The following is a 23,240-nucleotide window of genomic DNA, read 5'->3' on the forward strand; positions in this document are numbered from 1 at the left end:
ATGACCGATCACGGACACAGCCAGCAAGAGATTGCAGAACGCATCAACGCGCCACCGGGTCGCGGTGTTTTGCGGGATGTGGTCTATGGTGGGATCGATGGGTCCGTAACTACCTTTGCCATTGTGGCGGGTGTAGCTGGGGCGGGCCTGTCACCGTTTATTATCGTTGCATTGGGACTGGCCAATGTACTGGCGGACGGGTTTTCCATGGCGGCGGGTAATTACTCGGGCACCAAGGCTGAGCTGGACAATATCCGCCGCATCCGGTCCATCGAAGAACGTCATATCAGACTGTACCCCGAAGGCGAGCGGGATGAAGTACATGCTATCTTGTCGCAAAAGGGCCTGTCAGGGCGCGTTTTGGATGAGGCGACGGATGCCATCACAGCCAACCGCGAGAATTGGATCAATCTGATGATCGAGGGTGAATACGGGTTGGGCAGCGTCGATCCGAACCCGTTCAAAGCCGCGATGGCAACGTTTTTGGCGTTTCTTGTGGCCGGCATCGTCCCGCTGCTGCCGTTTCTGCTGTCGTTCGATCGGGCCTTTCAGCTCTCGGTTATCATGACCATGGCGGTCTTTTTTGTCATCGGAGCTTTAAAAAGCAGATGGTCACTGGCTCCGTGGTGGCGGTCAGGTCTAGAGACTTTTGCGATCGGCGGTGCGGCCGCACTGATGGCGTATTTCGTTGGCTCGTTGTTCCATCCCTAGTGATAAGAAGTACCGCTGGGCGCGCGGTGTAGATTGTCAGTATTTCAAAGTCGTTGATGGACCCGGATCTGATCCTGCGATGGCTACATACTGTCGACGCCTGTTTCTCATCTGGTTCGATTGCCGCTGTGTTGGTCATCATCTGGTTGATGGTTGCCGGACTGTCCCTTGGTTGGGGATAAGGCGTTCTGAACTGCGTAGCCCGCAAAAACACGGTTTTTCGGACTGTTGCGCAAATCGACACCCGGCTAGGTTGACGGCACATTTGCCCGGAGGCCTCTGTTGGAATCGCTGCTCGTACTCGTTGGATTGATCGTTCTGGCCGTCCCGGTGGCCATCCTTGTTCTGTTGGTATCCCAGGTTCGACTGCGCCGCCGGGTGGAGCAACTTGAACAGCAGATTCGCACACTTGGTGGCGACCTGCCAGCGCCAGAAACAGTACCTGAATCGACGCAAGCGAGGGACAAAAAGAGCTCTCCGTGGCCGGCAATCAAAACAGACCCACCAGAGCTCGAAACGAAAGAGGGCACCTCAGCACCTGAGCCACAAAAGATACCCCTCCCCGAAACGGCGAAGGACGATCGAATCGCCGCACTGAGCGTTTGGTTGCGCGAGAACTGGTTCTATGCAGTTTCCGCCCTGTCTTTGGCGCTGGCGGGTGTTTTTCTGGTCCAATACGGGGTCGAAAGCGGGCTGTTGTCGCCAACGATGCGCGTCATTGCGGCCCTGATGTTCGGGGTTACGCTGATCGGCGCGGGTGAGGTGATCCGCCGGAAGTATGGCGATGACGAGTCTTCAGCCACAGCTTACCTGCCATCGGTCTTTTCTGGGGCCGGGCTGGTGACGCTGTTCGGTGGCTTGCTGGCTGCAAGGCAGTTGTACGATCTGATTGGTCCCGAAGCGGCCTTGATTGCCATGATCGCTGTTGCGCTTGTGGGGCTTGTTTTAGGCTGGTTCCACGGCCCTTTGCTGGCGGCCGTCGGTTTGATTGGTGCGTTTGCGTCCCCCTTCGTGGTGGGCGGGACCTCGACCGATCCCGGCTGGTTGTACGGCTATTTCTTTGTGATCGCCGTCCTTGGGTTGGGGATCGACACTGTGCGGCGCTGGGGGTGGATATCCGTTCTGACGCTAGTCGGGGCTTATTCCGCGTGCCTGCTTTTGGTGCTTTCGGCACCGGCGACCGAGCCGGGGTATCTCCTCGGCGTAACCGCATTGGCGGTTATCGCGATCGCGATCCCCGTGCGGCGGATCTGGCCAGATCACGAGGGGCGCATGATCAGTGAGATCATTGCCATTCAAAAAGGCCTTCAGTGGCCGGAGTTTCCGACACGCCTTGCCTTTGGCGCGGTGAGCGTCAGCGCAGTAGTCCTGGCGATACACTGGCCGGACTCGGCGGCCGAATTCTGGCTGGGTGTCATGCTGTTGGCAGGCCTGACGCTGGGTTTGCCGACCTGGGCAAGCCAGGCGCGGGCCCTTCAAGACCTGACCATACTGCCAGCCGCTGGTCTAACTTGGTTCGTACTGATCCAAGGGTGGGACAACGGCTCTGTCGCGCGCCGGTTCGCTGAAACCTATGCCGAAACCGCCGAGGCGGATTTCCCGTGGGCGGTTACCCTGTTGGTGGCACTGGGTGCATTGATCTCAGGCCTTTCAGCTTGGCGATCGTTTCGCGCAACCGAGTACCGGGCTGTATGGGCGGGCGGTGCCGCAGTATTTGCACCGGTATTGGCAATCGCGCTGGAGCTTGGATGGCATCCCGCTGAAGTTATCGGAGCCTATCCGTGGGCGCTGCATGCGGTTGCATTGGCGGTGATGATGGTTGTTCTGGCCGGGCGTTTCGCGCGCGTCGACGGCGAAAACCGGCTGCGGGCGGCTTTGGTGACATTGTCGGCGTTATCCTGCCTGACCTTTGCCTGCGTGATTGTCCTAAGCTCGGCCGCCCTGACTATTGCATTTGTGGCCCTGATCGTGGCCGCGGCGGTGCTGGATCGGCGCTTTGATCTTCCGCCTATGGGTTGGTTCATCTGGGCTGGCGTCTTCACTGTCACGCTCAGACTTGTACTGAATCCAGGTCTGGATTGGGCAAACTCGGCACCGGTCGCAGAAATGGCGCTTGTCTATGCCACAGCTGCTGTTGGATTTCTGGCGGCCTGGACCATCCTACGGGCATTGAACCGTCCGGTCATTGCGCTGCTTCTGGAAAGCGCGGCCTGGGCGACGGCGGGCATCTTGTTGTCCCTGCTGTTGCTGCGCTGGCTCGAAGGGTTTGGCAACGGCGGTGCCCATGACAGCCACTGGGGGCTGGGGCTTTTGTCCTTGATCTGGCTGCTGCTGGCCTGCGCGCAGGTGCGGCGGTTCGAATTGGGCGGAAAACTGAATTATGCGCGCTATGGGCTGGCGTTGTTCTTTGCGGCACATGGTGTTGTTCGCCTGGCGCAGGCGCTGACTGAGGCGAACCCATTGCTGAATGCCCAAGCTGATCCGGTTCTTGGGGTGCCAATATTGAATACCCTCGCCGTGGCTTACCTGTTGCCCGCCATTGTTTTGGCCCTGTCGGCTGCTTGGCTTCCAGCCCTGCATCCGCGATGGAAGCAGGGGTGCTTCGGTCTGGCGGCGGCATTGGGTGCGATCTGGCTGGGCCTGACCATTCGCCATGTCTGGCAGGGGGCCAGCGGTATGTATGAAGGCAATGGTGTCACCCAGCCCGAGCTTTATACTTACACTATGGCCCTACTGCTGATCGGTGCGGGGCTGTTTTATCAGTCACTCGCCCTCCGGTCGAACATGATGCGCAAGGCGGGGTTGGTCGTTATTGGGCTTGCCGTGGCCAAGGTGTTCCTGGTCGATATCGCTGGTTTAGGGGGGCTTATCCGGGTGTTCTCACTGCTGGCGCTGGGCCTCGCGCTGGCCGGTTTGGCGTGGCTGAACCGGTGGGCCATGCTGCGCCATTCGCCGCATGGGGCGGAACCTCTGGACCATTAGGCGCGGGCGTCCTATAAGCCCGGCATGTATGACCGGATGGCCATCATTATTCGAATTATATCCCCGGCGCTCTGATATCGCGAGACGCCGGGCAAAGGTGCTTGAGAATTCGCACTGACCGCTTCGATCCACACACGACAAGATCATCCTGAGGACGCCCCAAATGTGCGCCGACACGACCCAAACACCTGACTACAAAGACACGCTGAACCTGCCAAAAACCGATTTCCCCATGCGCGCTGGTCTGCCCAAGCGCGAACCCGCATGGCTGGATCGCTGGGAAGAGATCGGCGTGTATGATCGCCTGCGCGAAAAAGAAGGCCGCACGCCCTTTACCCTGCATGACGGCCCCCCCTACGCCAACGGTCACCTGCATATCGGCCACGCGCTGAACAAGACCATCAAGGACATGATAGTACGCAGCCATCAGATGATGGGTCATGACGCGCGTTATGTGCCGGGATGGGACTGCCACGGCCTGCCGATCGAATGGAAGATCGAAGAACAATATCGCAAGAAGGGCAAGAACAAGGACGAAGTGAACATTGTCGATTTCCGTCAGGAATGTCGCAAGTTCGCCGAAGGCTGGATCGACGTCCAGCGCGAAGAATTCAAGCGCCTTGGTATCACCGGCAACTGGCCCGATCCCTACATCACGATGGACTATCACGCCGAGGCTGTGATTGCCGACGAGTTCATGAAGTTCCTGATGAACGGCACGCTATATCAGGGCTCAAAACCCGTGATGTGGTCGCCCATCGAAAAAACCGCTCTGGCCGAGGCCGAGGTCGAGTACCACGACAAGGAAAGCTTCACCATCTGGGTGAAATTCAAAGTCGTAAATGCGGGCGATCTTGATGACGCTTTTGTCGTGATCTGGACCACGACGCCATGGACCATGCCGTCGAACAAGGCGGTCGTGTTTGGCAAGGATATCTCCTACGGCCTGTACGAAGTCACCGGCGCACCCGACGAATGCTGGGCCAGTGTCGGGGACAAGTTCCTGCTGGCGGACAATCTGGCCGCCGATGTGCTAGGCCGCGCGCGCCTGAACGACGATCAGTGGACTCGCGTGCGTGACGTAACCACCGATGAATTGGCAGGCGTCCAGTTGGCCCACCCGCTGGCTGGAGCCGAAGGTGGCAATGGCGAATGGGACGACATCCGCGACTTCCGCGCGGCTGAGTTCGTGACCGATACCGAAGGCACCGGTTTCGTCCACTGTGCGCCGTCGCACGGTATGGAAGAATTTGAGCTCTACCGCGATCTGGGCATGCTAGAGCAGGTCATCACCTATAACGTGATGGACGATGGCTCGTTCCGCGCCGATCTGCCGTTCTTTGGCGGCAAGTACATCCTGTCCCGCAAGGGTGGCGAGGGTGACGCGAACAAGGCGGTCATCGACAAGCTGGTCGAGGTTGGAGGGCTGCTGGCGCGTGGCAAGATCAAGCACAGCTATCCGCATTCGTGGCGCTCTAAGGCTCCGATCATCTACCGCAACACGCCGCAGTGGTTCGCCTCGGTCGACCGCAAGCTGGATGACGGCATGGGTGAGATGGGCGACACCATCCGCGAACGCGCTTTGCGTTCGATCGACGAGCTGGTGAAATGGACCCCGCAGACCGGTCGTAACCGTCTTTATTCCATGATCGAAGCGCGCCCGGATTGGGTTCTGTCCCGCCAGCGCGCCTGGGGTGTGCCGCTGACCTGCTTCACCAAGAAGGGGGCCTTGCCCACCGACGCGGATTACCTGCTGCGCAATGAAGAATTGAATGCCCGCATCAAAGCCGCGTTCGAGAAAGACGGCGCGGATGTCTGGTATACCGACGGCTTCAAAGAGAAGACCCTCGACGGTATCGCCAACCCGGATGATTACGAGCAGGTATTCGACGTGTTGGATGTGTGGTTCGACTCAGGCTCGACCCACGCATTTGTTCTGCGCGACCGTGAAGACGGAACCGAGGACGGCATCGCCGATGTCTATATGGAAGGAACCGACCAGCACCGCGGATGGTTCCATTCGTCCATGCTGCAGGCTTGCGGCACCAAGGGGCGTGCGCCCTATCGCAATGTTGTGACCCATGGCTTCACGCTGGATGCCAAGGGCAACAAGATGTCCAAGTCGCTGGGCAACACTATCGTACCGGAGAAGGTGATCGAGCAATATGGCGCCGATATCCTGCGCCTGTGGGTGGCTCAGACCGACTACACCGCCGACCAGCGGATCGGGCCGGAGATTCTGAAAGGCACCGCCGACAGCTATCGCCGCCTGCGTAACACCATGCGGTTTATGCTGGGCTCGCTGGCCGACTTCACCGAAGCGGATCGCGTCGCGCCTGAAGATATGCCGCGTCTAGAACGCTGGGTTCTCAGCCGTCTGGCCGATCTGGATGAGCAGGTCCGCAAGGGCTATGCCTCCTTCGACTTCCAGGGCGTGTTCAGCGCTGTGTTCACCTTTGCCACGGTCGATCTGTCGTCGTTCTACTTCGACGTCCGCAAGGATGCACTGTACTGCGATGGCGACAACCTGCGCCGCCGCTCGGCCCGTACCGTGCTGGATATCCTGTTCCACCGCCTCACCACCTGGCTGGCCCCGGTTCTGGTCTTCACCATGGAAGAGGTCTGGTTGGAGCGTTTCCCAGGCGATGACAGCTCGGTCCATCTGGTGGATTTCCCGGATACACCCGCCGATTGGCGCAACGCTGAACTAGAGGCCGGTATGTCTAAAATCCGTCGCGTGCGTCGTGCCGTGACCGCTGCGTTGGAAATCCAGCGTCAGGACAAGGTCATCGGGTCCAGCCTTGAGGCCGCGCCGATCGTGCATGTCGAAGACAGTGACACCCGCGACCTGCTTGCAACCTTTGACGTGGACGACATGTGCATCACGTCTGGCCTGACCGTTTCGGGCGACCCGGCCCCTGCCGAGGCATTCCGCGTGCCCGAAATCGAAGGGGTAGGTGTTGTCTTCGAAAAAGCAGATGGCGAGAAATGCCAACGATGCTGGAAAATCCTGCCGGACGTCGGTCGGCATTCCCACGCGGGTGTGTGTGGGCGGTGCGACGAAGCGCTGGGCTGAACAATTGAACCCCCGGCGTCACCCGTCGGGGGTTTTTCTTTCATCGCTTGCGCCGGCCCCGGCGATCTGAAACGCTGTGTTCATGCCGATGATTTCCGTTGATACGCAGTTTGGCCGCCTTGGCATTGAAGAAACAGATGGCGCCATCACACGCCTTGTGTGGGATGGGCAGGACGACGGGCCGGACACACCGCTGTTGCAGGAGGCCGCCGCACAGTTGGCCGCGTATAACGAGGGGCGTCTCGAACGGTTCGATCTGCCGTATCGTGTTGCCGGGTCAGACTTTCAGCGCAATGTCTGCGATCTGATGTATGCCATTCCGCTGGGCGAAACCCTAACGTATGGGGACATCGCGAAAGAGCTTGGGCAACCACCGCAACCGGTGGGTCAGGCCTGCGGCGCAAACCCCATTCCGGTGATTATACCTTGCCACCGGGTACTGTCTGCCAATGGTCTGGGCGGGTTCTCGGGCGATGGTGGGGTCGAGACCAAAGTGGCCCTTCTGCGCCATGAACGCGCGGCGGGCCTGCTGATCTGAGCTGCGAAAACCAGTTGCAATCCCAGAGTTCGCGGCCCAACCTATATCAGTTACTGAATTTGAAGGACCGTATTGCATGACCGCCTATACAGACCCGGCCGCTCGCAAAAAGGCCATCATAGACCGCCTGATGTCGCTGGAAGAGCAGGAATTGGCAACTGCGCAGGCGCATTACGACGCATTTCTCAAGGACTCGCAGCTGGACGACCGCGAAGGGCATGACAAAGATGACATCGCCGCCTCACGCGAGAATGCAGATCTGGCGGCGGCGTTCGATGCACCCGTTCATGCGCATCACGCCAAGATTGATGTGATCGAGAACACGGATTTCAGCCTGACGGACCGGGTTCAGCCGGGCGCTGTTGTCAAGTTCAACAACCGCCGTTTCGTGGTCTGTGTCTCAACGACCCGCTTTGAGGTCGACGGTAAGACATATATGGGCATCTCAACCCAAAGCCCGATCTACCTGACAATGACCGGTCTGCAAGAGGGTGACGTGTTCACCCATAACGGCACCGAGTTCGAGGTTGAGGAAATCCTGTAACGTTCTAGTTGTTGCGCAGCGGGACAAGTTGCTGCGCAATGCCAGCTGAAACCAGGTAGAGGCTTGTAATTACCAACCCCCAATGCGCCCAGCTTTCGGGGTGGAAGTCGACCCAAGCTGCCCAACCGGCGAAAAATGTCCAGGCGAACGCGATCGGCAGTGATACATTACGCCAGCGTTCCGTCCGCACCGGGTGAATGAACTTCAACGGTAGGAACATCGCCAGTGACAACAGTGAAACCAGCAGCAGGATCACCCAGAAGTTGGGCTCCAGCGCGAAGATCACGATGACGAACATGTTCCAGCAACCCGGAAACCCAGAGAACGAGTTGTCCTTGGTCTTCATCCGGGTGTCCGCGAAATACATGGCGCTGGCAAAGGTGATCACGATGATCGCAAACCAGCCGGTCCAACCGTCCATCAGCCCCGATTTGAACAGCGCAAAGGCCGGAATGAACACGTAGGTCAGATAGTCGATGATCAGGTCCAGAAGAACACCGTCAAATTCCGGTGCGTTCTTTTTGACATGGTAGTGGCGCGCAAGCGGGCCGTCGATTCCGTCCACGATGAACGAGATCACCAGCCACAGATACATAAGGCTCCATTTTTCCTCGACCGCGGCCAGCATGGCCAGCATTGCAAAGACGGCGCCGGTCGCGGTGAACAGATGTACGGAAAGGGCTTTGAGTTTTATTGTCATTTGTGTCTCTTGGACGATGCGCGCTGCAGATGCAAACTAAAAGCCGGGTGAGGGTACAGCCCAGACGTCATCGTGGGGCTCGGGATCAGGCCTTGGGGTGGGCGCGGTTGTAGACTTCCATCAGTCGGGCCGTATCTACGGCCGTATAGGCCTGCGTGGTGGACAGTGAGGCATGGCCCAGCAATTCCTGAATGGCGCGCAGGTCACCCCCAGCGGACAACAGATGGGTGGCAAAACTGTGCCTTAAAGCGTGCGGTGTGGCGGTTGCGGGCAGGCCAAGCTGCATACGCGCCTTGGCCATCACGTCCTGAATTGCGCGGGGATTGAGTGCACCGCCCCGCACTCCGCGGAATAAAGCCTCTTCCTGGGATTGTGGATGCGGGCAGAGCTGCAGGTAACGGTCAACGGCGGTACGGGCGGCCGGGATCACCGGAACGATGCGTTCCTTTCTGCCCTTTCCCACAATACGCAAGCTATTCGGCAAAGGCGCGTCGCTTCCTGTCAAAGACAGCGCCTCGGAGATGCGCAAACCGCAGCCATAGAGCAGTGTGACGACAGCAACGTCGCGTGCCGAGATCCAGTCGTTTGACGACTGAAGTTCGACCGTGTCGATCATCGCGCGGGCCGCGTCTTCGGCCAGCGGGCGGGGGAGTTTTTGGGTAAACTTTGGCGCGCGTGTGGACAGAACGGCAGTGGGTTCGAACCCTTCACGTTCAGCCAGCCATCGATAAAAACTTTTGACCGCCGACAGCTTGCGCGCCAGGGATCGAGCCCCAACACCTGCGCTGCGCTGATCGGCCATCCAGGCGCGCATGTCGGACACGTTGATCCGGGCCAGCGCTGCCAATCCCTGCCGTTCACTGTGGTGTAGTGTCATGAAAGACAGGAAGTCGGTGACATCGCCACGATAGGCGGCCTGGGTGTTTTCCGATCGCCCCGCCAGCGCGCTCAGGCTGTCCAGCCAGTACTGTAACGCGTCGCGGCAGGCGGGTGAGATCAGGCTCACGACAACCAGTGGCGCATCGAACGTTCGAAGACGCCAGCGAAGAACGACAGAAGATCAGTGCCCAGCTGCGGCGAGAAGTGGTTGCGGTCCCTTGCGCTCATCACGATCATGCCCGGCAACCGACCCTCACCCAGATCCAACCGCAGGCAAGCCTCGGACCGCAGGTGATCTGCGTTGGGTCCAAAAATCCTGTGCGTCGGGTGGAGGATCTCGCGCAGAACCACGTCGCGGGCGGGGCCGCCGCGGTCGAAGGTCAGGTAATTGTCCACGAAGCCGGGTTCGACTACGGACAGAACACCACCCAGAGTGTCGATGGCGGGGTCTTCCTGCGTTACTGTGGATTCCAGAATCAGCTTGATACGATCAACGCGTAGGATTTCGACCACATCCGAGCCGAGCGTACGCAGGAAATCTTCGAACTCGGCCGGTTCCAGCATGCGGATAACGGCCCGATGCACCTGATTTGTGCCTGCAAGGTTTTCATACGCTGCGGCGATGACGGACCGGTGGGTGTCTTCCAGCCTGTCCAGCCGTTCCTCGAGTCGTTGCATGGCGATGCCGCGCAGGTCGATGACGTTGTCACCGCGCGCCTGTTCGTTGGCCGTCACAAGTGCCTGCATCAGGTCCTTGTCGTCCAGCACGGCGTCTGGTTTGGCCAGAATCGCGGCGCGCAAGTTGTCCTGGAGTTTGGTGTTGCTGCTCATGTCCCGCTCGGTCTTTTTTTTGTTGAGGGGCTTATAACATGAGTTATGGCGGTTTCCTTGGAAAAAATGCATTGGCGGTGCATTTCATTCCCACTGTGACCTGCGGCTCCCGCCTGCGAAACCTTGATCAAATATCAAGGCTTGGCAGTTGGGCCGGGCGCGGCACCTGACGGTGCCGCGCGGTCGCGCAAAGGGTCAGAGGATTTTCTGACCTGTCTTGGCCCAGTCGGCCAGGAAGGTTTCCAGACCTTTGTCTGTCAGCGGGTGATCGGCCAGTTTCTTGATCACGGCAGGCGGTGCGGTGATCACGTCAGCACCGATGCGGGCGCTGTCGGTCACGTGGTTCACGGTGCGGATCGAAGCGGCCAGAATTTCGGTTTCAAAACCGTAATTGTCATAGACCTGACGGATGTCGGCGATCAGATCCATGCCATCAAGGTTGATGTCATCCAGGCGACCGATGAAGGGCGAGATGAAGGTTGCGCCCGCCTTTGCGGCCAAAAGCGCCTGGTTGGTCGAGAAGCAGAGTGTGACGTTGACCATCTGGCCTTCGTCGCTGAGCGTCTTGCAGGTTTTCAGACCGGCCCATGTCAGCGGAACTTTCACGGCGATATTCGGAGCGATCTTGGCCAGCTTGCGGCCCTCGGCGATCATGTCGTCAGCTTCGGTTGCGACAACTTCGGCTGAAACCGGTCCGTCCACCAGATCACAGATTTCCTTGGTCACTTCCAGAATGTCACGACCTGATTTCAGGATCAGCGAAGGGTTGGTGGTCACACCGTCCACCATGCCCAGATCGTTAAGTTCGGCGATGGCGTCGATCTCGGCTGTGTCTACGAAGAATTTCATGCGGGCAGTCCTTTGATGGGTTGGCCTTGGTCGCGGATGGCTTTACCTCAAAGAGACCCATGCTGGAACCCCCGAGCCCAAGGATATGCGTTGAGCACTCAGGAGTATTTCGATCACGGAGAGCTGGTTGCGGTTCTGACCGCACAACCGCTGGACCGGACGCTGGATTACAAGGCGCCCGAGGGGGGGTGTTTTCTGGGGGCGTTCGTAGAGGTCCCGCTGGGGCCGCGCAAAGTACTGGGTGTCGTCTGGGGGCCGGGACAGGGCGGGTTCGACCTGAACAAGGCGCGATCCGTGATCCGGGTGCTTGAGGTCGCGCCAATGCGCGAAGAAATGCGGCTGTTTCTGGGGAAGGTTGCCGACTACACCCTGACGCCGATGCCCGCGATGTTGCGGCTGGCAACCCGGGCGCCGGGTTTGGGTGATCCGCCGTCGATGCGTAAGGTTTATCGGCTGGGCAATGGCGAGCCGGACCGGATGACCGACGCACGCACCCGTGTGCTGGAGGTGCTCCGCAACTATGGTGGGCTGGCGTTCACCCTGAAAGAACTCGCCGAACAGGCCGGAGTGACGTCTTCGGTCGTCAAAGGGTTGGTCAAGCAGGGCGCTGTACGGGAAGAAGATAGCCCGCGCGATTTGCCCTATCCGCATCTGGATCCGGATTTGCCGGGCAAAGCTTTGACCGACGATCAGGCGGCGGCGGTTGAGAAGTTGCAGAAGGGCCAGCGTTCCGGTGAATATGGAACCACGCTGCTTAAGGGCGTGACGGGTTCGGGCAAGACCGAAGTGTATTTGGAGGCAGTTGCCGAGGCGCTGCGGATGGGCCGACAAGCCTTGGTTCTGCTGCCCGAGATCGCTCTGACAGCGGAATTCCTGACGCGGGTTGAGGCGCGGTTCGGTGCACGCCCAGCCGAATGGCATTCCGGTGCGACCATGACGGAACGCCGCCGGGTCTGGCGGATGGTCGGGCAGGGGGATGCGCAAATGGTGATTGGTGCGCGGTCAGCTTTGTTCCTGCCGTTTCGCAACCTTGGCTTGGTGGTGGTCGATGAGGAACACGACACCTCGTACAAACAAGAGGACGGTGTGCATTACAGCGCGCGGGACATGGCGGTGCTGCGGTCTGCCATTTGTGGCGGGCGGGTGATTCTGGCCAGCGCAACACCTTCGCTGGAAAGCTGGGCCAACGCCGAAGCGGGAAAATACGACCGGGTTGATCTGACCTCGCGGTTCGGGGCGGCGGTGTTGCCCGAGATGAAGCCCATCGACATGCGGGCCGAACAGATGCAGCCGGGGACGTGGATTTCTCCGTCTTTACGGCAGGCGGTGATGCAGCGGATCGAGAAGGGTGAGCAATCGCTGCTGTTCATCAACCGCCGTGGGTATGCGCCGGTGACCCTGTGCCGCGCTTGCGGGGAGCAGATTGCCTGCGATCATTGCGACGCGCGGATGGTCGAGCACCGGTTTCTGAAACGGCTGATGTGTCACCAATGCGGTGAGACCAAGCCGATGCCTGAGGAATGTCCCTCATGCGGCGTCGAGGGCAAGTTGGCCCCGGTCGGTCCGGGGATCGAGCGGCTGGCTGAAGAGGCCGAGGCGACGTTTCCCGATGCCAAGATCGCGATGCTGAGTTCCGATTTGTTCGGCTCGGCCCGCGCCCTGAAAGCCAAGATCGAAGAGATTGCCGAGGGCGATGCCGATATCGTCATCGGTACGCAGTTGGTTGCCAAGGGGCACAACTTTCCCAATCTGACTTTGGTCGGAGTAATCGATGCCGACCTCAGTCTGCACGGGGCAGACCTGCGCGCCGCTGAACGGACATTCCAGTTGATGCGGCAAGTCGCGGGTCGGGCAGGCCGGGCGGACAAGCCAGGGCAGGCCCTGTTGCAGACATTTCAGCCCGAGCATCCCGTAATCCGCGCTATTCTTTCAGGTGACGAAGAAGGATTTTGGAAGGCCGAGGCCGCCGGACGGCAAGCGGCGGGTGTGCCACCATACGGCCGTATGGCCGGGATCGTCCTGTCCGGACCTGAGGTTGGACCAGTATTTGATATCGGAAATGCAATGGCCCGTAACGATGCGCCGCTGCGCGATATCGGGGCACAGGTCTTTGGCCCGGCTCCGGCGCCTATTGCGCGGATTCGCGGCAGACACCGCGTGCGATTGCTGGTCAAGGCACCCAAGGGCGCACCGATTCAGGACGCGATTGCCCGCTGGATCGCACCCTTGCGCCTGAAGGGCGACCTGCGTTTGACCGTGGATATCGACCCGCAGAGTTTCTACTGACCTCTGCATCAGCGCAGACCGATTGTGCGCCCGCTGCTTCGCCCTCGCCAAAATCTGAAAATGGGCGTAGAGGAGTCCCATGTTGAAACCGATGCCCCTGTCCGAGGCGCAGAGCCTTCCGTTCTGGCGCCGCCCTGTGACGCTCTTGTTCGTCATGGCGCTGACGATGCCGATTGCCTTCAATGCATGGAGCGCACTGCTGAACAACTTCGTCATTGAGGTGGCTAATTTTGACGGGGCCGACATTGGGTTATTGCACACTGTGCGGGAGATCCCCGGATTTCTTGCTGTTGGCGTAATCGCGGTGATCATTTTCGTGCGCGAGCAGGTACTGGCCATGATCTCGCTGATGATGCTGGGCGTGGCAACTGCTATGACAGCATGGTTTCCCAGCCTTGGTGGGTTGCTGTTTGTCACCCTCTTCAGTTCGATCGGGTTTCACTATTACGAAACAGTAAATCAGTCGCTGCAGTTGCAATGGCTGCCCAAGGACCGCGCGCCACAGGTATTGGGCTGGCTTGTTGCCATGGGGTCAGCCGCGACGGCAGTAGTCTATGGCCTGATCGTTCTGACCTGGGACCGGTTTGATCTGTCCTACAACATTGTATTCATGGCCGCTGGTGGTGTGACCGCCCTGCTGGCGCTGTTCTGTCTGTTCGCCTTTCCGCAGTTCGACTCGCCAACTCCACAGACCAAAAAACTGATCCTGCGTCGTCGCTACTGGCTGTATTACGCACTACAGTTCATGGCCGGCGCGCGGCGGCAGATCTTTGTTGTCTTCGCGGGCTTCATGATGGTCGAGAAGTTTGGGTTTGAAGTACACGAGCTGACCAGCCTCTATCTGATCAATCTGGTGATCAACATGGCGGCGGCTCCGATGCTGGGTAAGGCTGTATCGATGTTCGGTGAACGCCGCACACTGATTTTCGAATACACCGGCTTGGCGATCGTTTTTGCGGCCTATGGCGGTATCTACTGGTTTGGTTGGGGCGTGGTACTGGCTGCAACCCTTTATGTGATCGACCATGTTCTGTTCGCATTGGCGCTTGCGTTGAAAACCTACTTCCAGAAAATCGCCGATCCTGCGGACATTGCACCGACGGCGGCTGTGGCGTTCACGATCAATCATATCGCTGCTGTGTTCCTTCCCGCGCTTCTGGGTCTGCTGTGGGTCATCTCGCCCGGTGCAGTCTTTGCACTGGCCGCTGCGATGGCGATGATCTCGCTGGGTTTGTCTTTGCTGATCCCGCGCCACCCGGAACCGGGAAATGAAACGATCTTGTCGAAATACGCGCCGGCACCTGCCGAATAAGCGCCAATGCTTGACCTTGGCGGGCCATCGCCATAGGCGCTGTGACAATCGATACAGGAGGCCCTCATGCCCACATTCACTGCGCTGACTACACTGACCGGTAAAAAAGCTGCCGAAGGGCTGGGCGAAGCGATGGAGCGTCTGGATCCGGAACCAACCGGCGTTGGTGTATTCGAGGTCGAGGATGGTTCGGGCCTTTGGGAAGTTGGTGGGTATTTCACCGAAACTCCGGACGAAACCGCTCTGGCTGTTCTGGCCGCCGCGTTTGAGGCCAAGCCGTTTGTTGTGTCAGAATTGCCCGATACGGATTGGGTGGCCCATGTGCGCCGGGAACTGGCACCAGTCGATGCTGGACGGTTCTTTGTCTATGGCAGCCACGACGCTGACAAACTGCCCGAGGGACGTATCCCGCTACTGATCGAGGCCGCAATGGCCTTTGGCACTGGCCACCACGGGACCACTTTGGGGTGCCTGAAGGCACTGGACCATCTTCTGAGCCAAGGGTTCACGGCGACCAAAGTGGCCGATATCGGTTGCGGCACTGCCGTGCTGGCCATGGCGGCCGCGCGGGTCTGGGAAGGTGAGATCATCGCCAGCGATATCGACGAAGTGGCCGTTGATGTCGCCGAAGCCAACCTGAAGGCCAATGGAATGGCAGGCAAGGTCCGTTGCGTGGAAGCGGCGGGCTTTGACCATCCCGATCTGGGCGCGATCGCACCCTACGATCTGATTTTCGCAAATATCCTTAAAGGGCCACTGGTTGCTCTGGCCCCCGAAATCGCAGCGAATCTGCGCGTCGGTGGGTATGCAATTTTGTCCGGAATCCTTAACGAACAAGCCGATGATGTGGTTTCCGTTTATCTACAAAACGGATTCAATTTAGAGAAAAATGACCAAATTGGTGAGTGGACGACGCTAATATTAAGCAAACAGGGCTAAATTTGGGCCATTTGCTGGAGCTTTCTGGAGTTTTGCCTCGATTTTGTCGCATTCTGTTTCTACCGTCTTAACGTGGAATCGGGGGGCGGTTTTGGAGGCTGCCATGACGGGAAAACAACTAGAATTTGATCAGCGCGTGAATCGCCTGAGCAAGAAACACGCAAAACTAAGCCGTGGCTATCGCGCGACGATGCGCAAGGACGGGTTGGTTGTGATGAAACCGCAGAGGGTAAAGTCAGCTTTACCCCTGAAGGTTCTTCTGATGTGTCTGCTTGGGTTGTTTGCATTCAAGACGTTCTTGCTCACCAGCCTTGGGCCTTCGGGCTATCAATACAGGGTTGACGCATTGAACGAGGGCACCTCGGTCGAACAAGCCGGTGCTTGGGTGATGCAAATCGACCCGGTATCGCTGATGCTTTCGGAACAGCTGGCACGGCTGCTGCCCTGACATCAGGCGAATGAATCAGAAACGCCGCGCATTCTGCATGCGCGGCGTTCTGCTTTGCCCCTGAGGGAGGGAAGGGGCATATGAGTGGGTGTGTTAAATCTTAACGACGACCTTCGGCCACGACGTCAATATCGCCACGGCACAGTCCGATATCTTCCAGCTCGCGATCTGTCAGACCGCTCAGCGTGTTACGAGTCACGCGGGCGTCATTCCATTCGACAACGGCATTTACGACCGATGCGAAATATGCGCCGATACGGCCGACGAGGCCGAATGAGCCGGTGGTGGTGCGGGTGGTGTCCAGTGCAGCCATATCCTGTTTCCTTCTGGTTTAAGTTTACGTTTTGATCGTTCGATCTGAGCGGCATCTAGTGCTGCCAAATCGGCTGTGCAAGTGCGGAAATTGCAACTGTCCTATGCGTTTTTTGCAGAGCTCAAGATTCATTAGAACCCCTTAATTTATTGGCCATTTTTGCTTCATGAAACGTGTCGATTTCAGGCTTTTGACTGTCGCAAACTGGCCGTTTTGTCGCCTGTGAAACAGGTCTGTCGTTTTTGTGCTCTCTGTCAATTCGCTTGGAAAATGTTCACGCTTCGTGCTAATCCGTAAAAAAGATCACAAAAACTCGAGCAGGCCGAGGCGAAACATGCGAATTTTGGGCATTGATCCGGGGCTTAGGACCCTGGGATGGGGCGTCATCGAATCGCATGGCAGCCGCCTGAGCCACGTCGCCAACGGGCTGTGCAAGTCTGATGGGGACGATTTGGGCGAGCGTTTGCTGTCGTTGTACAATCAGATCGTCGAAGTCATTGCAGAACATCAACCCGATCAGGCGGCCATCGAACAGACCTTCGTCAACAAGGATGGTGCTGGTACGCTGAAGCTGGGCCAGGCGCGCGGTGTGGCGTTGTTGACGCTGGCGCAAGCAGGGCTGCCCGTGGGTGAATACGCGCCCAACCGGGTCAAGAAAACGGTTGTGGGAGTTGGGCATGCCGAGAAAGAGCAGGTTCTTCATATGGTCAAATTACAACTGCCGGGCTGTAAACCCAAGGGGGCGGATGCGGCGGATGCGCTGGCGATTGCCATCTGTCATTCATATTACGGCGCAGCGCCTCAGGCGCGCGTGAAAGAGGTGCGGGCATGATCGGAAAACTGACCGGACGATTGGACTATCGCGCAGCGGATCACGTGTTGATCGACGTGCGTGGGGTCGGATACCTCGTTTACTGCTCGGACCGGACCATGGCCGCGCTGCCGGGTGTTGGCGAGGCTGTCTCGATCTATACCGATATGGTGGTGCGCGAGGACCTGATGCAGCTTTTTGGGTTTTTGTCCCTGGTCGAAAAGGAATGGCATCGCCTGCTGTGTTCGGTTCAGGGCGTTGGGGCCAAGGTCTCGCTCGCCATTCTGTCCGCACTGGGTCCGGATGGGGTCAGCCGGGCCATTGCACTTGGGGATTGGGGTGCCGTCAAAGCGGCGAAAGGCGTGGGCCCAAAGACGGCACAGCGGATCGTGCTGGATCTAAAAGACAAGGCGCCGGGTGTGATGGCGATGGGCGGGACCGTGACCGAAGCGATGGACGGCCCGGGATTGGAAGTCGTAGAGCTGTCTGAACCGGCACCTGCGACCAAGCGGGCGACCAAACCTGCCTCGGGGTCTGCCGCAGCTTCGGCGGGGGCACTGTCAGCCCTTAGCAATTTAGGGTACGGACCATCCGAGGCGGCCTCGGCCGTGGCCGAAGCGGCCGCCAGCCTGCCGGATGCAGGCGAGGCTGAATTGATCCGGGCGGCGCTCAAGTTGCTGGCTCCGAAAGGGTAACTGAATGGTAGACGCCGATCCCACATTGCGCCCCGAGCCCTTGCCCGAGGATAACGACCGCGCCTTGCGTCCGCAGGGGCTGGACGAATTCATCGGTCAGGCCGAGGCGCGGGCTAATCTGCGCATCTTCATCCAATCCGCGCGTATGCGGAGCGAGGCGATGGATCACACGCTGTTTCACGGCCCTCCGGGTCTGGGCAAAACGACGCTGGCACAGATCATGGCGCGCGAGTTGGGGGTGAATTTCCGCATGACCTCAGGGCCGGTTCTGGCCAAGGCGGGTGATCTGGCGGCAATTCTGACCAATCTGGAATCCCGTGATGTGTTGTTCATCGACGAAATCCACCGCCTGAACCCGGCTGTCGAAGAGGTGCTGTATCCAGCGATGGAGGATTTTGAGCTGGACCTGGTGATCGGCGAAGGTCCGGCGGCTCGGACGGTGCGGATCGAATTGCAGCCGTTTACCCTGGTTGGTGCGACCACGCGAATGGGCCTGCTGACGACACCTTTGCGTGACCGATTTGGGATTCCAACGCGGTTGCAGTTCTACACGGTGGACGAGTTGCACGAGATCGTTACGCGCAATGCCCGCAAACTGGGCGCGCCTGCTGATGATGCAGGTGCCAGAGAGATTGCGCGCCGATCGCGCGGGACCCCGCGGATCGCAGGGCGATTGCTGCGACGGGTGGTGGATTTTGCCATCGTCGAGGGCGATGGACGTATCACCCTTGATCTGGCGGACGGCGCGCTGACGCGGTTGGGTGTGGATAATCTGGGCTTGGATGGTGCCGACCGGCGATACCTCAAGCTGATCGCTGAGAACTATGCCGGTGGTCCGGTCGGGATTGAGACCCTGTCGGCTGCGTTGTCGGAAAGTCGCGATTCGCTGGAGGAAGTGATCGAGCCCTATTTGTTGCAGCAAGGCCTGATCCAGCGCACGCCGCGGGGGCGGATGTTGGCCCAGAAGGCTTGGACTCATCTGGGTATGGCGGCCCCCAAGGGGCAAAACGATCTGTTTGGTTGAAGCTGAGGCCTTTAGATTTTATGCCTTCGGCAAGAGTACTTTCGAAAAGATGAAGGATTGGGCGTGACCCCCGAAGACATTCAGTCGTTGTTCACCCGTGAAAGCGGTGAGTTTCTGTTCGCGCGTTGGGGTCGGCCCATCGTGCCCATCGTCTTTGGGGTCGAGGATGAAACCCTGAACACCGTCAAGGGCGCATTCGAGGCCGTGGTCAGCTTGGCCGATCATAAGATGGCTGAAACGGATCCGGAACTTGGTGCGAACTGCATGGTTTTCTTTTTCCGCGACTGGAAGGAACTGCTGGAAGTTCCCGATCTGGATCGGCTGGTTCCCGATCTTGCGCCGTTAGTCGACCGACTGATCGCGGCGGATGCAAATCAATACCGGGTGTTCCGCTTTGAGGAAGACGGTGCGATCCGGGCCGCGTTTGTTTTCCTGCGAATGGACGAAGAGCTGTCCAAGGTTCCGGCCGAGACACTGGCACTTAGTCAGGTAGTGCAGACCATTTTGCTGTGGTCGGACACTGCGTTTCGAACGCAGTCGCCGCTCGCGGTCGCGGGCGAGGCGACGATCCTGCGCCCGGACATCGCCGGGTTGATCCGCGCAGCATACGATCCGGTATTGCCGGGAGCTTCGCAGGATCCGGCGCACGCTTTGCGACTGTTCGCGCGGTTGCAGGCGTAGTCTTAGCACCGATAGAGGCTATCTACGATTTGGAGTCGTTTCGGTGTTGAAAGGCAGTCAATAGGTCGCTTCCCGCGTCGTAAAAGGCATCACTACCCACCAAATCCGTAACCCCGTATCTGTCCAGCTCTGACCGCACGTGGGGGTCGACCAGTAGGAAAACCATCTTGATGTTCTTTGCCTGCAGGATTTTTAGAACATTGCGCAGCGTATAGCCTGCCGTGAAATCCACGTCATCAATGGCCGAAGCCTCGATACAGAACCAACGTACTTTGTTATCTGAATCACGGGTGATTGTCGCAATCTCATCCGAAAGCCGCTGTGCATTCGCGTAATACAGGCTGTGAGAGAAGCGATAGATTACAAGCCCGGGTTCGAATTGGTTCGGTGCAGGAATGGGTTTCGAATGCCAACCACCGTCTTTGGTTTTGACAATCACTGAATTTTTGGGGCGGTACCCGCGGCGGGTATGGTCGATCAATGACAGCACCATCGCAAAGATGATGCCTTGTTCGACCCCAACGATAACGACAACTGCAGCCGTGGCGACAGCAATCCAGAATTCGGACCGGGCTTGCTGGTAGATTGCAATCAGGCCTTTCAGGTCGATCAGTTTCACACCGATCAGAAACACGACGGCAGACAGCGCCGCATTGGGCAAGTAGGCCAGTGGGCCCGTCAGGAAGAGGATGACCACCAAGACGATCAAGACGGTCGTCAGTTGTGCCACCTGACTGCGACCACCGGCGCTGGCCACCATCTCGGTTTTTGTCGGGCTGCCATTTACAACGAATGTGCCCGTAAATGCCGCCCCAAGATTGGCCAGACCCAGCCCGACAAGGTCTGTGTTCTCGCTGAACTTCTCTTCGTAGCGCGCCGCATAGGCCCGCGAAGTTGCGGCGCTTTGGGCCAGGATCACAACGAAGATGGACAGCGCGGTTGGCAGCAATTGTTTGAACAGGGTCCAGCTCCAATCCACGTTCGGGACAGAGAGCGCAGGCAAACCGCTGGGAACCGAGCCCAGCACCGCGATGCCGGATGCGGCGAATTGGAACGCCCAGCTGCATAGGATTACCCCAAGTATGGCGAATAGCGGACCGGGTAGTTTCGGTGACAGCTGTCGGCACCCGACGACGATCAGCAGCACTGCCGCCGCCACCGCCAATGTGGGCCAGCTTGTCTGGTCGATGTTCTGAATGGTTGCCTGAAGCTTGGCGATGGTTCCGTGACCGCCGCTTTCGATCCCTAACAGGCCGGGGATTTCTCCGGTCGCGACTTGAATGCCCACGCCTGTCAAGAACCCGACAAGAACTGTTCGGGACAGGAAATCAGCCAGAAACCCCAAGCCGATGAGGCGTGCGGCGATCAACAAAACTGCGGCCATCAGCGCCAACAGGGACGCCAACGCCAGATACTCGGACGAACCCGACACTGCCATGCCAGCCAGGGCCGAGGCCGTAATCGCCGCCGTGGCAGAATCCGCACCCACCACAAGATGGCGGGACGAACCGAACAGCGCGAAAAGCGCCATTGGGATGAGGATGGTGTACAACCCCGTCACGACCGGCGTGCCAGCGATTTTGGTGTAGCCCATGACCTCGGGGATCGCGAGGCAGGCAAAGGTCAGGCCTGCCAATATCTCGGCAGGCAGGGTCGCGCGGTTGAACGGCAAGATGCCCTGAAGGATAGGAGGAAGAAAGAACATCCTCTCTTCTTTTTGCCTCTTAGCCATTGAAACTCCTGTCGGATTCTCCTGGTATGTATGAAAGCCTAGAGGGCAAATTGTCGAATTTCGATAGCGGACTTGGGAAAGCGGGAACTTTGTCCCCACAAGGGATTGCAGGAACCGCGACAACCATGCATCTGTTTCAGAGCAGGACTTGCCCCGCGCGTTACATATTTGAGAGACCGGACCTGATATCATGGCCAATGAAGCTGATGCGCCCCACAAGCATATCTTTCCGATCCGGGTCTACTATGAAGACACCGATATGGGCGGGGTCGTATACCACGCGAATTACCTCAAGTTTATCGAACGCGCGCGATCTGACTATGTGCGCCGTCTGGGCAATGATCAGAACGCGATGCGCGATGGCGGGATCGTCTGGGTCGTGCGCCGGATCGAGGCGGATTACGTCGCGCCCGCGAAGTTCGATGATGAGCTGATCGTTGAAACTTGGCTGTCGTCAATCTCTGGTGTGCGGCTGACCATGGGCCAGTTGGTCAAGAGGGGGGAGACCGAGATATTCCGCGCCTCGGTGACTGCTGTTTGCATGAACGCGCAGGGCAAGCCGGTCCGCCTTCCGGCAGAGATTCGCGCATTGATGTAACATTTTGTCGGTCTGGGGTGGTTATGTTGGCTTTTCATAACCAACTGCGATAGCGTTTGGAAAAACAAGGCCAAACGAACGGCCGTCAGGCAAAAAACAAAGAGCAGGTTCATGGAAGCTGAAACGCTGGCGCTGGCGCAGGAGATCGATTTCTCCATGTGGGGGCTGTATGCCCGCGCGACCTTTGTCGTCAAACTGGTGATGTTGATGCTGATCGCTGCATCCATCTGGTCTTGGGCGATTATCATTCAGAAATTGATCAACTATCGCGCGGCCCGTCGCGAGGCGCAGGTGTTTGACGAGGCCTTCTGGTCCGGCAACCCGTTGGATGAGCTGTTCGAACATATCGGATCGCAGCCCGACGGTAGTTCCGAGAAGATTTTCGCCGCTGGCATGATCGAATGGCGCAGGTCGCACCGAACGGATGGCGGGCTGATCGCCGGGGCCACCGCGCGGATTGACCGCTCGATGGACGTGGCAATCGCCAAAGAGTCCGAGACATTGCAAAAAGGTTTGCCCATTTTGGCGACGGTCGGCTCGACCGCGCCGTTCATTGGCCTGTTCGGGACCGTTTGGGGCATCATGAACGCGTTTATTGAGATTGCCGAGCAGCAAAACACCAACCTGGCCGTTGTGGCACCCGGCATTGCCGAGGCGCTTTTGGCCACGGGCCTTGGCTTGCTGGCTGCGATCCCGGCGGTGATTTTCTACAACAAGCTCAGTTCAGACAGTGACCGAATTGTGGGTGGCTACGAGGCTTTTGCCGACGAGTTCGCCACCATCCTGTCGCGTCAGTTGGACAGCTAAGATGGGCGCGGCGGTTCAGCAGAACGGAGGCGGGAACGGACGCAGACGCGGCCGTCGTCGCGGGCGGGCGCAGCCGATGGCCGAGATCAACGTGACGCCTTTTGTAGACGTTATGTTGGTGTTGCTGATTATCTTTATGGTGGCGGCACCGCTGCTAACCGTTGGCGTGCCGGTGGACCTGCCCAAGACGGCGGCAAGCGCATTGCCGGGCGATAACGAAGAACCGCTGACAGTCACGATGACTGCAGAAGGGCGCGTTCAGATTCAAACCACCGATGTTGCCCGCGAAGAGTTGATTGGCAAGCTGCGTGCCATTGCGGCAGAACGCAGCAGCGACAGGGTGTTCCTGCGGGCGGATGGTGCAATCCCATACGCGCAGGTGATGCAGGTTATGGGTGCGCTGAATGCAGGTGGGTTTTCCAATGTGGGGCTGGTGACCGACACCGGCGGCCCCGCGCTGGACGATGGTGGAGAGTGAGGCCGC

22 protein-coding genes are annotated in these 23,240 nt (G+C 58.8%); 16 read left to right on the plus strand and 6 right to left on the minus strand.

Annotation, left to right across the window (positions count from 1 at the left end):
• The 5 genes from AC2FLA_RS11785 to AC2FLA_RS11805 all read left to right on the plus strand — a co-directional run bounded on the left by AC2FLA_RS11785 (position 1) and on the right by AC2FLA_RS11805 (position 7,851).
• The gene (locus AC2FLA_RS11785; RefSeq protein ID WP_496722382.1) at positions 1–711 is read left to right on the plus strand and encodes a VIT1/CCC1 transporter family protein; all 711 of its coding nucleotides are present in this window, start codon (positions 1–3) and stop codon (positions 709–711) included.
• Positions 712–993: 282 nt separating this feature from the next.
• Positions 994–3,693, plus strand: coding sequence for a DUF2339 domain-containing protein (locus AC2FLA_RS11790; RefSeq protein ID WP_496722383.1), 2,700 nt, complete (start codon positions 994–996; stop codon positions 3,691–3,693).
• Between the two features lie 163 nt (positions 3,694–3,856).
• Positions 3,857–6,769 carry an isoleucine--tRNA ligase gene (gene ileS, locus AC2FLA_RS11795; protein ID WP_496722385.1) on the plus strand — a complete coding sequence of 971 codons (2,913 nt, stop codon included), beginning with the start codon at positions 3,857–3,859 and terminating at the stop codon, positions 6,767–6,769.
• 82 nt (positions 6,770–6,851) lie between these two features.
• The gene (locus AC2FLA_RS11800) at positions 6,852–7,307 is read left to right on the plus strand and encodes a methylated-DNA--[protein]-cysteine S-methyltransferase (RefSeq protein WP_496722387.1); all 456 of its coding nucleotides are present in this window, start codon (positions 6,852–6,854) and stop codon (positions 7,305–7,307) included.
• A 76-nt stretch (positions 7,308–7,383) separates the two neighbouring features.
• On the plus strand, positions 7,384–7,851 hold the full coding sequence (locus tag AC2FLA_RS11805) for a hypothetical protein (RefSeq protein ID WP_282152586.1): 468 nt from the start codon (positions 7,384–7,386) through the stop codon (positions 7,849–7,851).
• 4 nt (positions 7,852–7,855) lie between these two features.
• On the opposite strand, the gene AC2FLA_RS11810 is transcribed toward AC2FLA_RS11805, so the two are convergent.
• The 4 genes from AC2FLA_RS11810 to fsa all read right to left on the minus strand — a co-directional run bounded on the left by AC2FLA_RS11810 (position 7,856) and on the right by fsa (position 11,110).
• A complete protein-coding gene (locus AC2FLA_RS11810; RefSeq protein ID WP_058273208.1) occupies positions 7,856–8,551 on the minus strand; it encodes a CDP-alcohol phosphatidyltransferase family protein in 696 nt (231 codons plus the stop codon).
• An 85-nt stretch (positions 8,552–8,636) separates the two neighbouring features.
• Positions 8,637–9,557: a tyrosine recombinase XerC gene (locus AC2FLA_RS11815; protein WP_282152585.1), complete on the minus strand. Its 921-nt coding sequence runs from the start codon at positions 9,555–9,557 to the stop codon at positions 8,637–8,639.
• Positions 9,554–10,261: a DUF484 family protein gene (locus tag AC2FLA_RS11820; RefSeq protein ID WP_282152584.1), complete on the minus strand. Its 708-nt coding sequence runs from the start codon at positions 10,259–10,261 to the stop codon at positions 9,554–9,556. Before AC2FLA_RS11820 ends, AC2FLA_RS11815 begins: the two co-directional genes overlap by 4 nt.
• A 195-nt stretch (positions 10,262–10,456) precedes the next feature.
• A complete protein-coding gene (gene fsa, locus AC2FLA_RS11825) occupies positions 10,457–11,110 on the minus strand; it encodes a fructose-6-phosphate aldolase (RefSeq protein ID WP_050603155.1) in 654 nt (217 codons plus the stop codon).
• Positions 11,111–11,200: 90 nt separating this feature from the next.
• Between fsa and AC2FLA_RS11830 the strand changes: the two genes are divergently transcribed.
• The 4 genes from AC2FLA_RS11830 to AC2FLA_RS11845 all read left to right on the plus strand — a co-directional run bounded on the left by AC2FLA_RS11830 (position 11,201) and on the right by AC2FLA_RS11845 (position 16,095).
• A complete protein-coding gene (locus AC2FLA_RS11830) occupies positions 11,201–13,396 on the plus strand; it encodes a primosomal protein N' (RefSeq protein WP_496722389.1) in 2,196 nt (731 codons plus the stop codon).
• Positions 13,397–13,475: 79 nt separating this feature from the next.
• Complete coding sequence (locus AC2FLA_RS11835) at positions 13,476–14,708, plus strand: MFS transporter (protein WP_496722391.1); 1,233 nt, start codon at positions 13,476–13,478, stop codon at positions 14,706–14,708.
• Positions 14,709–14,774: 66 nt separating this feature from the next.
• The gene (locus AC2FLA_RS11840) at positions 14,775–15,647 is read left to right on the plus strand and encodes a 50S ribosomal protein L11 methyltransferase (protein WP_496722393.1); all 873 of its coding nucleotides are present in this window, start codon (positions 14,775–14,777) and stop codon (positions 15,645–15,647) included.
• 103 nt (positions 15,648–15,750) lie between these two features.
• Positions 15,751–16,095 carry a hypothetical protein gene (locus tag AC2FLA_RS11845; RefSeq protein ID WP_109312601.1) on the plus strand — a complete coding sequence of 115 codons (345 nt, stop codon included), beginning with the start codon at positions 15,751–15,753 and terminating at the stop codon, positions 16,093–16,095.
• A 100-nt stretch (positions 16,096–16,195) separates the two neighbouring features.
• Here AC2FLA_RS11845 and AC2FLA_RS11850 read toward each other — a convergent pair whose 3' ends face one another.
• Complete coding sequence (locus AC2FLA_RS11850; RefSeq protein WP_108861009.1) at positions 16,196–16,408, minus strand: DUF1127 domain-containing protein; 213 nt, start codon at positions 16,406–16,408, stop codon at positions 16,196–16,198.
• Positions 16,409–16,742: 334 nt separating this feature from the next.
• Here AC2FLA_RS11850 and ruvC point away from each other — a divergent pair, with 334 nt between their 5' ends.
• The 4 genes from ruvC (at position 16,743) to AC2FLA_RS11870 (ending at position 19,619) form a co-directional block, all read left to right on the plus strand.
• Positions 16,743–17,240, plus strand: coding sequence for a crossover junction endodeoxyribonuclease RuvC (gene ruvC / locus AC2FLA_RS11855; RefSeq protein WP_058273216.1), 498 nt, complete (start codon positions 16,743–16,745; stop codon positions 17,238–17,240).
• Entirely contained in the window at positions 17,237–17,914 is a 678-nt protein-coding gene (ruvA, locus tag AC2FLA_RS11860) for a Holliday junction branch migration protein RuvA (RefSeq protein ID WP_496722394.1), read from the plus strand. Before ruvC ends, ruvA begins: the two co-directional genes overlap by 4 nt.
• A gap of 4 nt (positions 17,915–17,918) precedes the next feature.
• On the plus strand, positions 17,919–18,938 hold the full coding sequence (ruvB, locus tag AC2FLA_RS11865) for a Holliday junction branch migration DNA helicase RuvB (RefSeq protein ID WP_113791576.1): 1,020 nt from the start codon (positions 17,919–17,921) through the stop codon (positions 18,936–18,938).
• A 63-nt stretch (positions 18,939–19,001) separates the two neighbouring features.
• Positions 19,002–19,619: a hypothetical protein gene (locus AC2FLA_RS11870; protein ID WP_496699674.1), complete on the plus strand. Its 618-nt coding sequence runs from the start codon at positions 19,002–19,004 to the stop codon at positions 19,617–19,619.
• Between the two features lie 22 nt (positions 19,620–19,641).
• Here the strand turns inward: AC2FLA_RS11870 and AC2FLA_RS11875 are convergent, their stop codons facing one another.
• Complete coding sequence (locus AC2FLA_RS11875; RefSeq protein WP_496722396.1) at positions 19,642–21,351, minus strand: SulP family inorganic anion transporter; 1,710 nt, start codon at positions 21,349–21,351, stop codon at positions 19,642–19,644.
• 190 nt (positions 21,352–21,541) lie between these two features.
• On the opposite strand from AC2FLA_RS11875, the gene ybgC reads away from it, so the two are divergent.
• The 3 genes from ybgC (at position 21,542) to tolR (ending at position 23,234) form a co-directional block, all read left to right on the plus strand.
• Entirely contained in the window at positions 21,542–21,949 is a 408-nt protein-coding gene (gene ybgC / locus AC2FLA_RS11880; RefSeq protein WP_058273220.1) for a tol-pal system-associated acyl-CoA thioesterase, read from the plus strand.
• A gap of 111 nt (positions 21,950–22,060) precedes the next feature.
• Positions 22,061–22,756: a protein TolQ gene (tolQ, locus tag AC2FLA_RS11885; RefSeq protein ID WP_058273221.1), complete on the plus strand. Its 696-nt coding sequence runs from the start codon at positions 22,061–22,063 to the stop codon at positions 22,754–22,756.
• 1 nt (position 22,757) lies between these two features.
• On the plus strand, positions 22,758–23,234 hold the full coding sequence (gene tolR, locus AC2FLA_RS11890) for a protein TolR (RefSeq protein ID WP_109312607.1): 477 nt from the start codon (positions 22,758–22,760) through the stop codon (positions 23,232–23,234).
• Positions 23,235–23,240 lie beyond the last annotated feature (6 nt).

The sequence above is a fragment of the Ruegeria sp. CDSA033 genome (genome assembly GCF_059612305.1).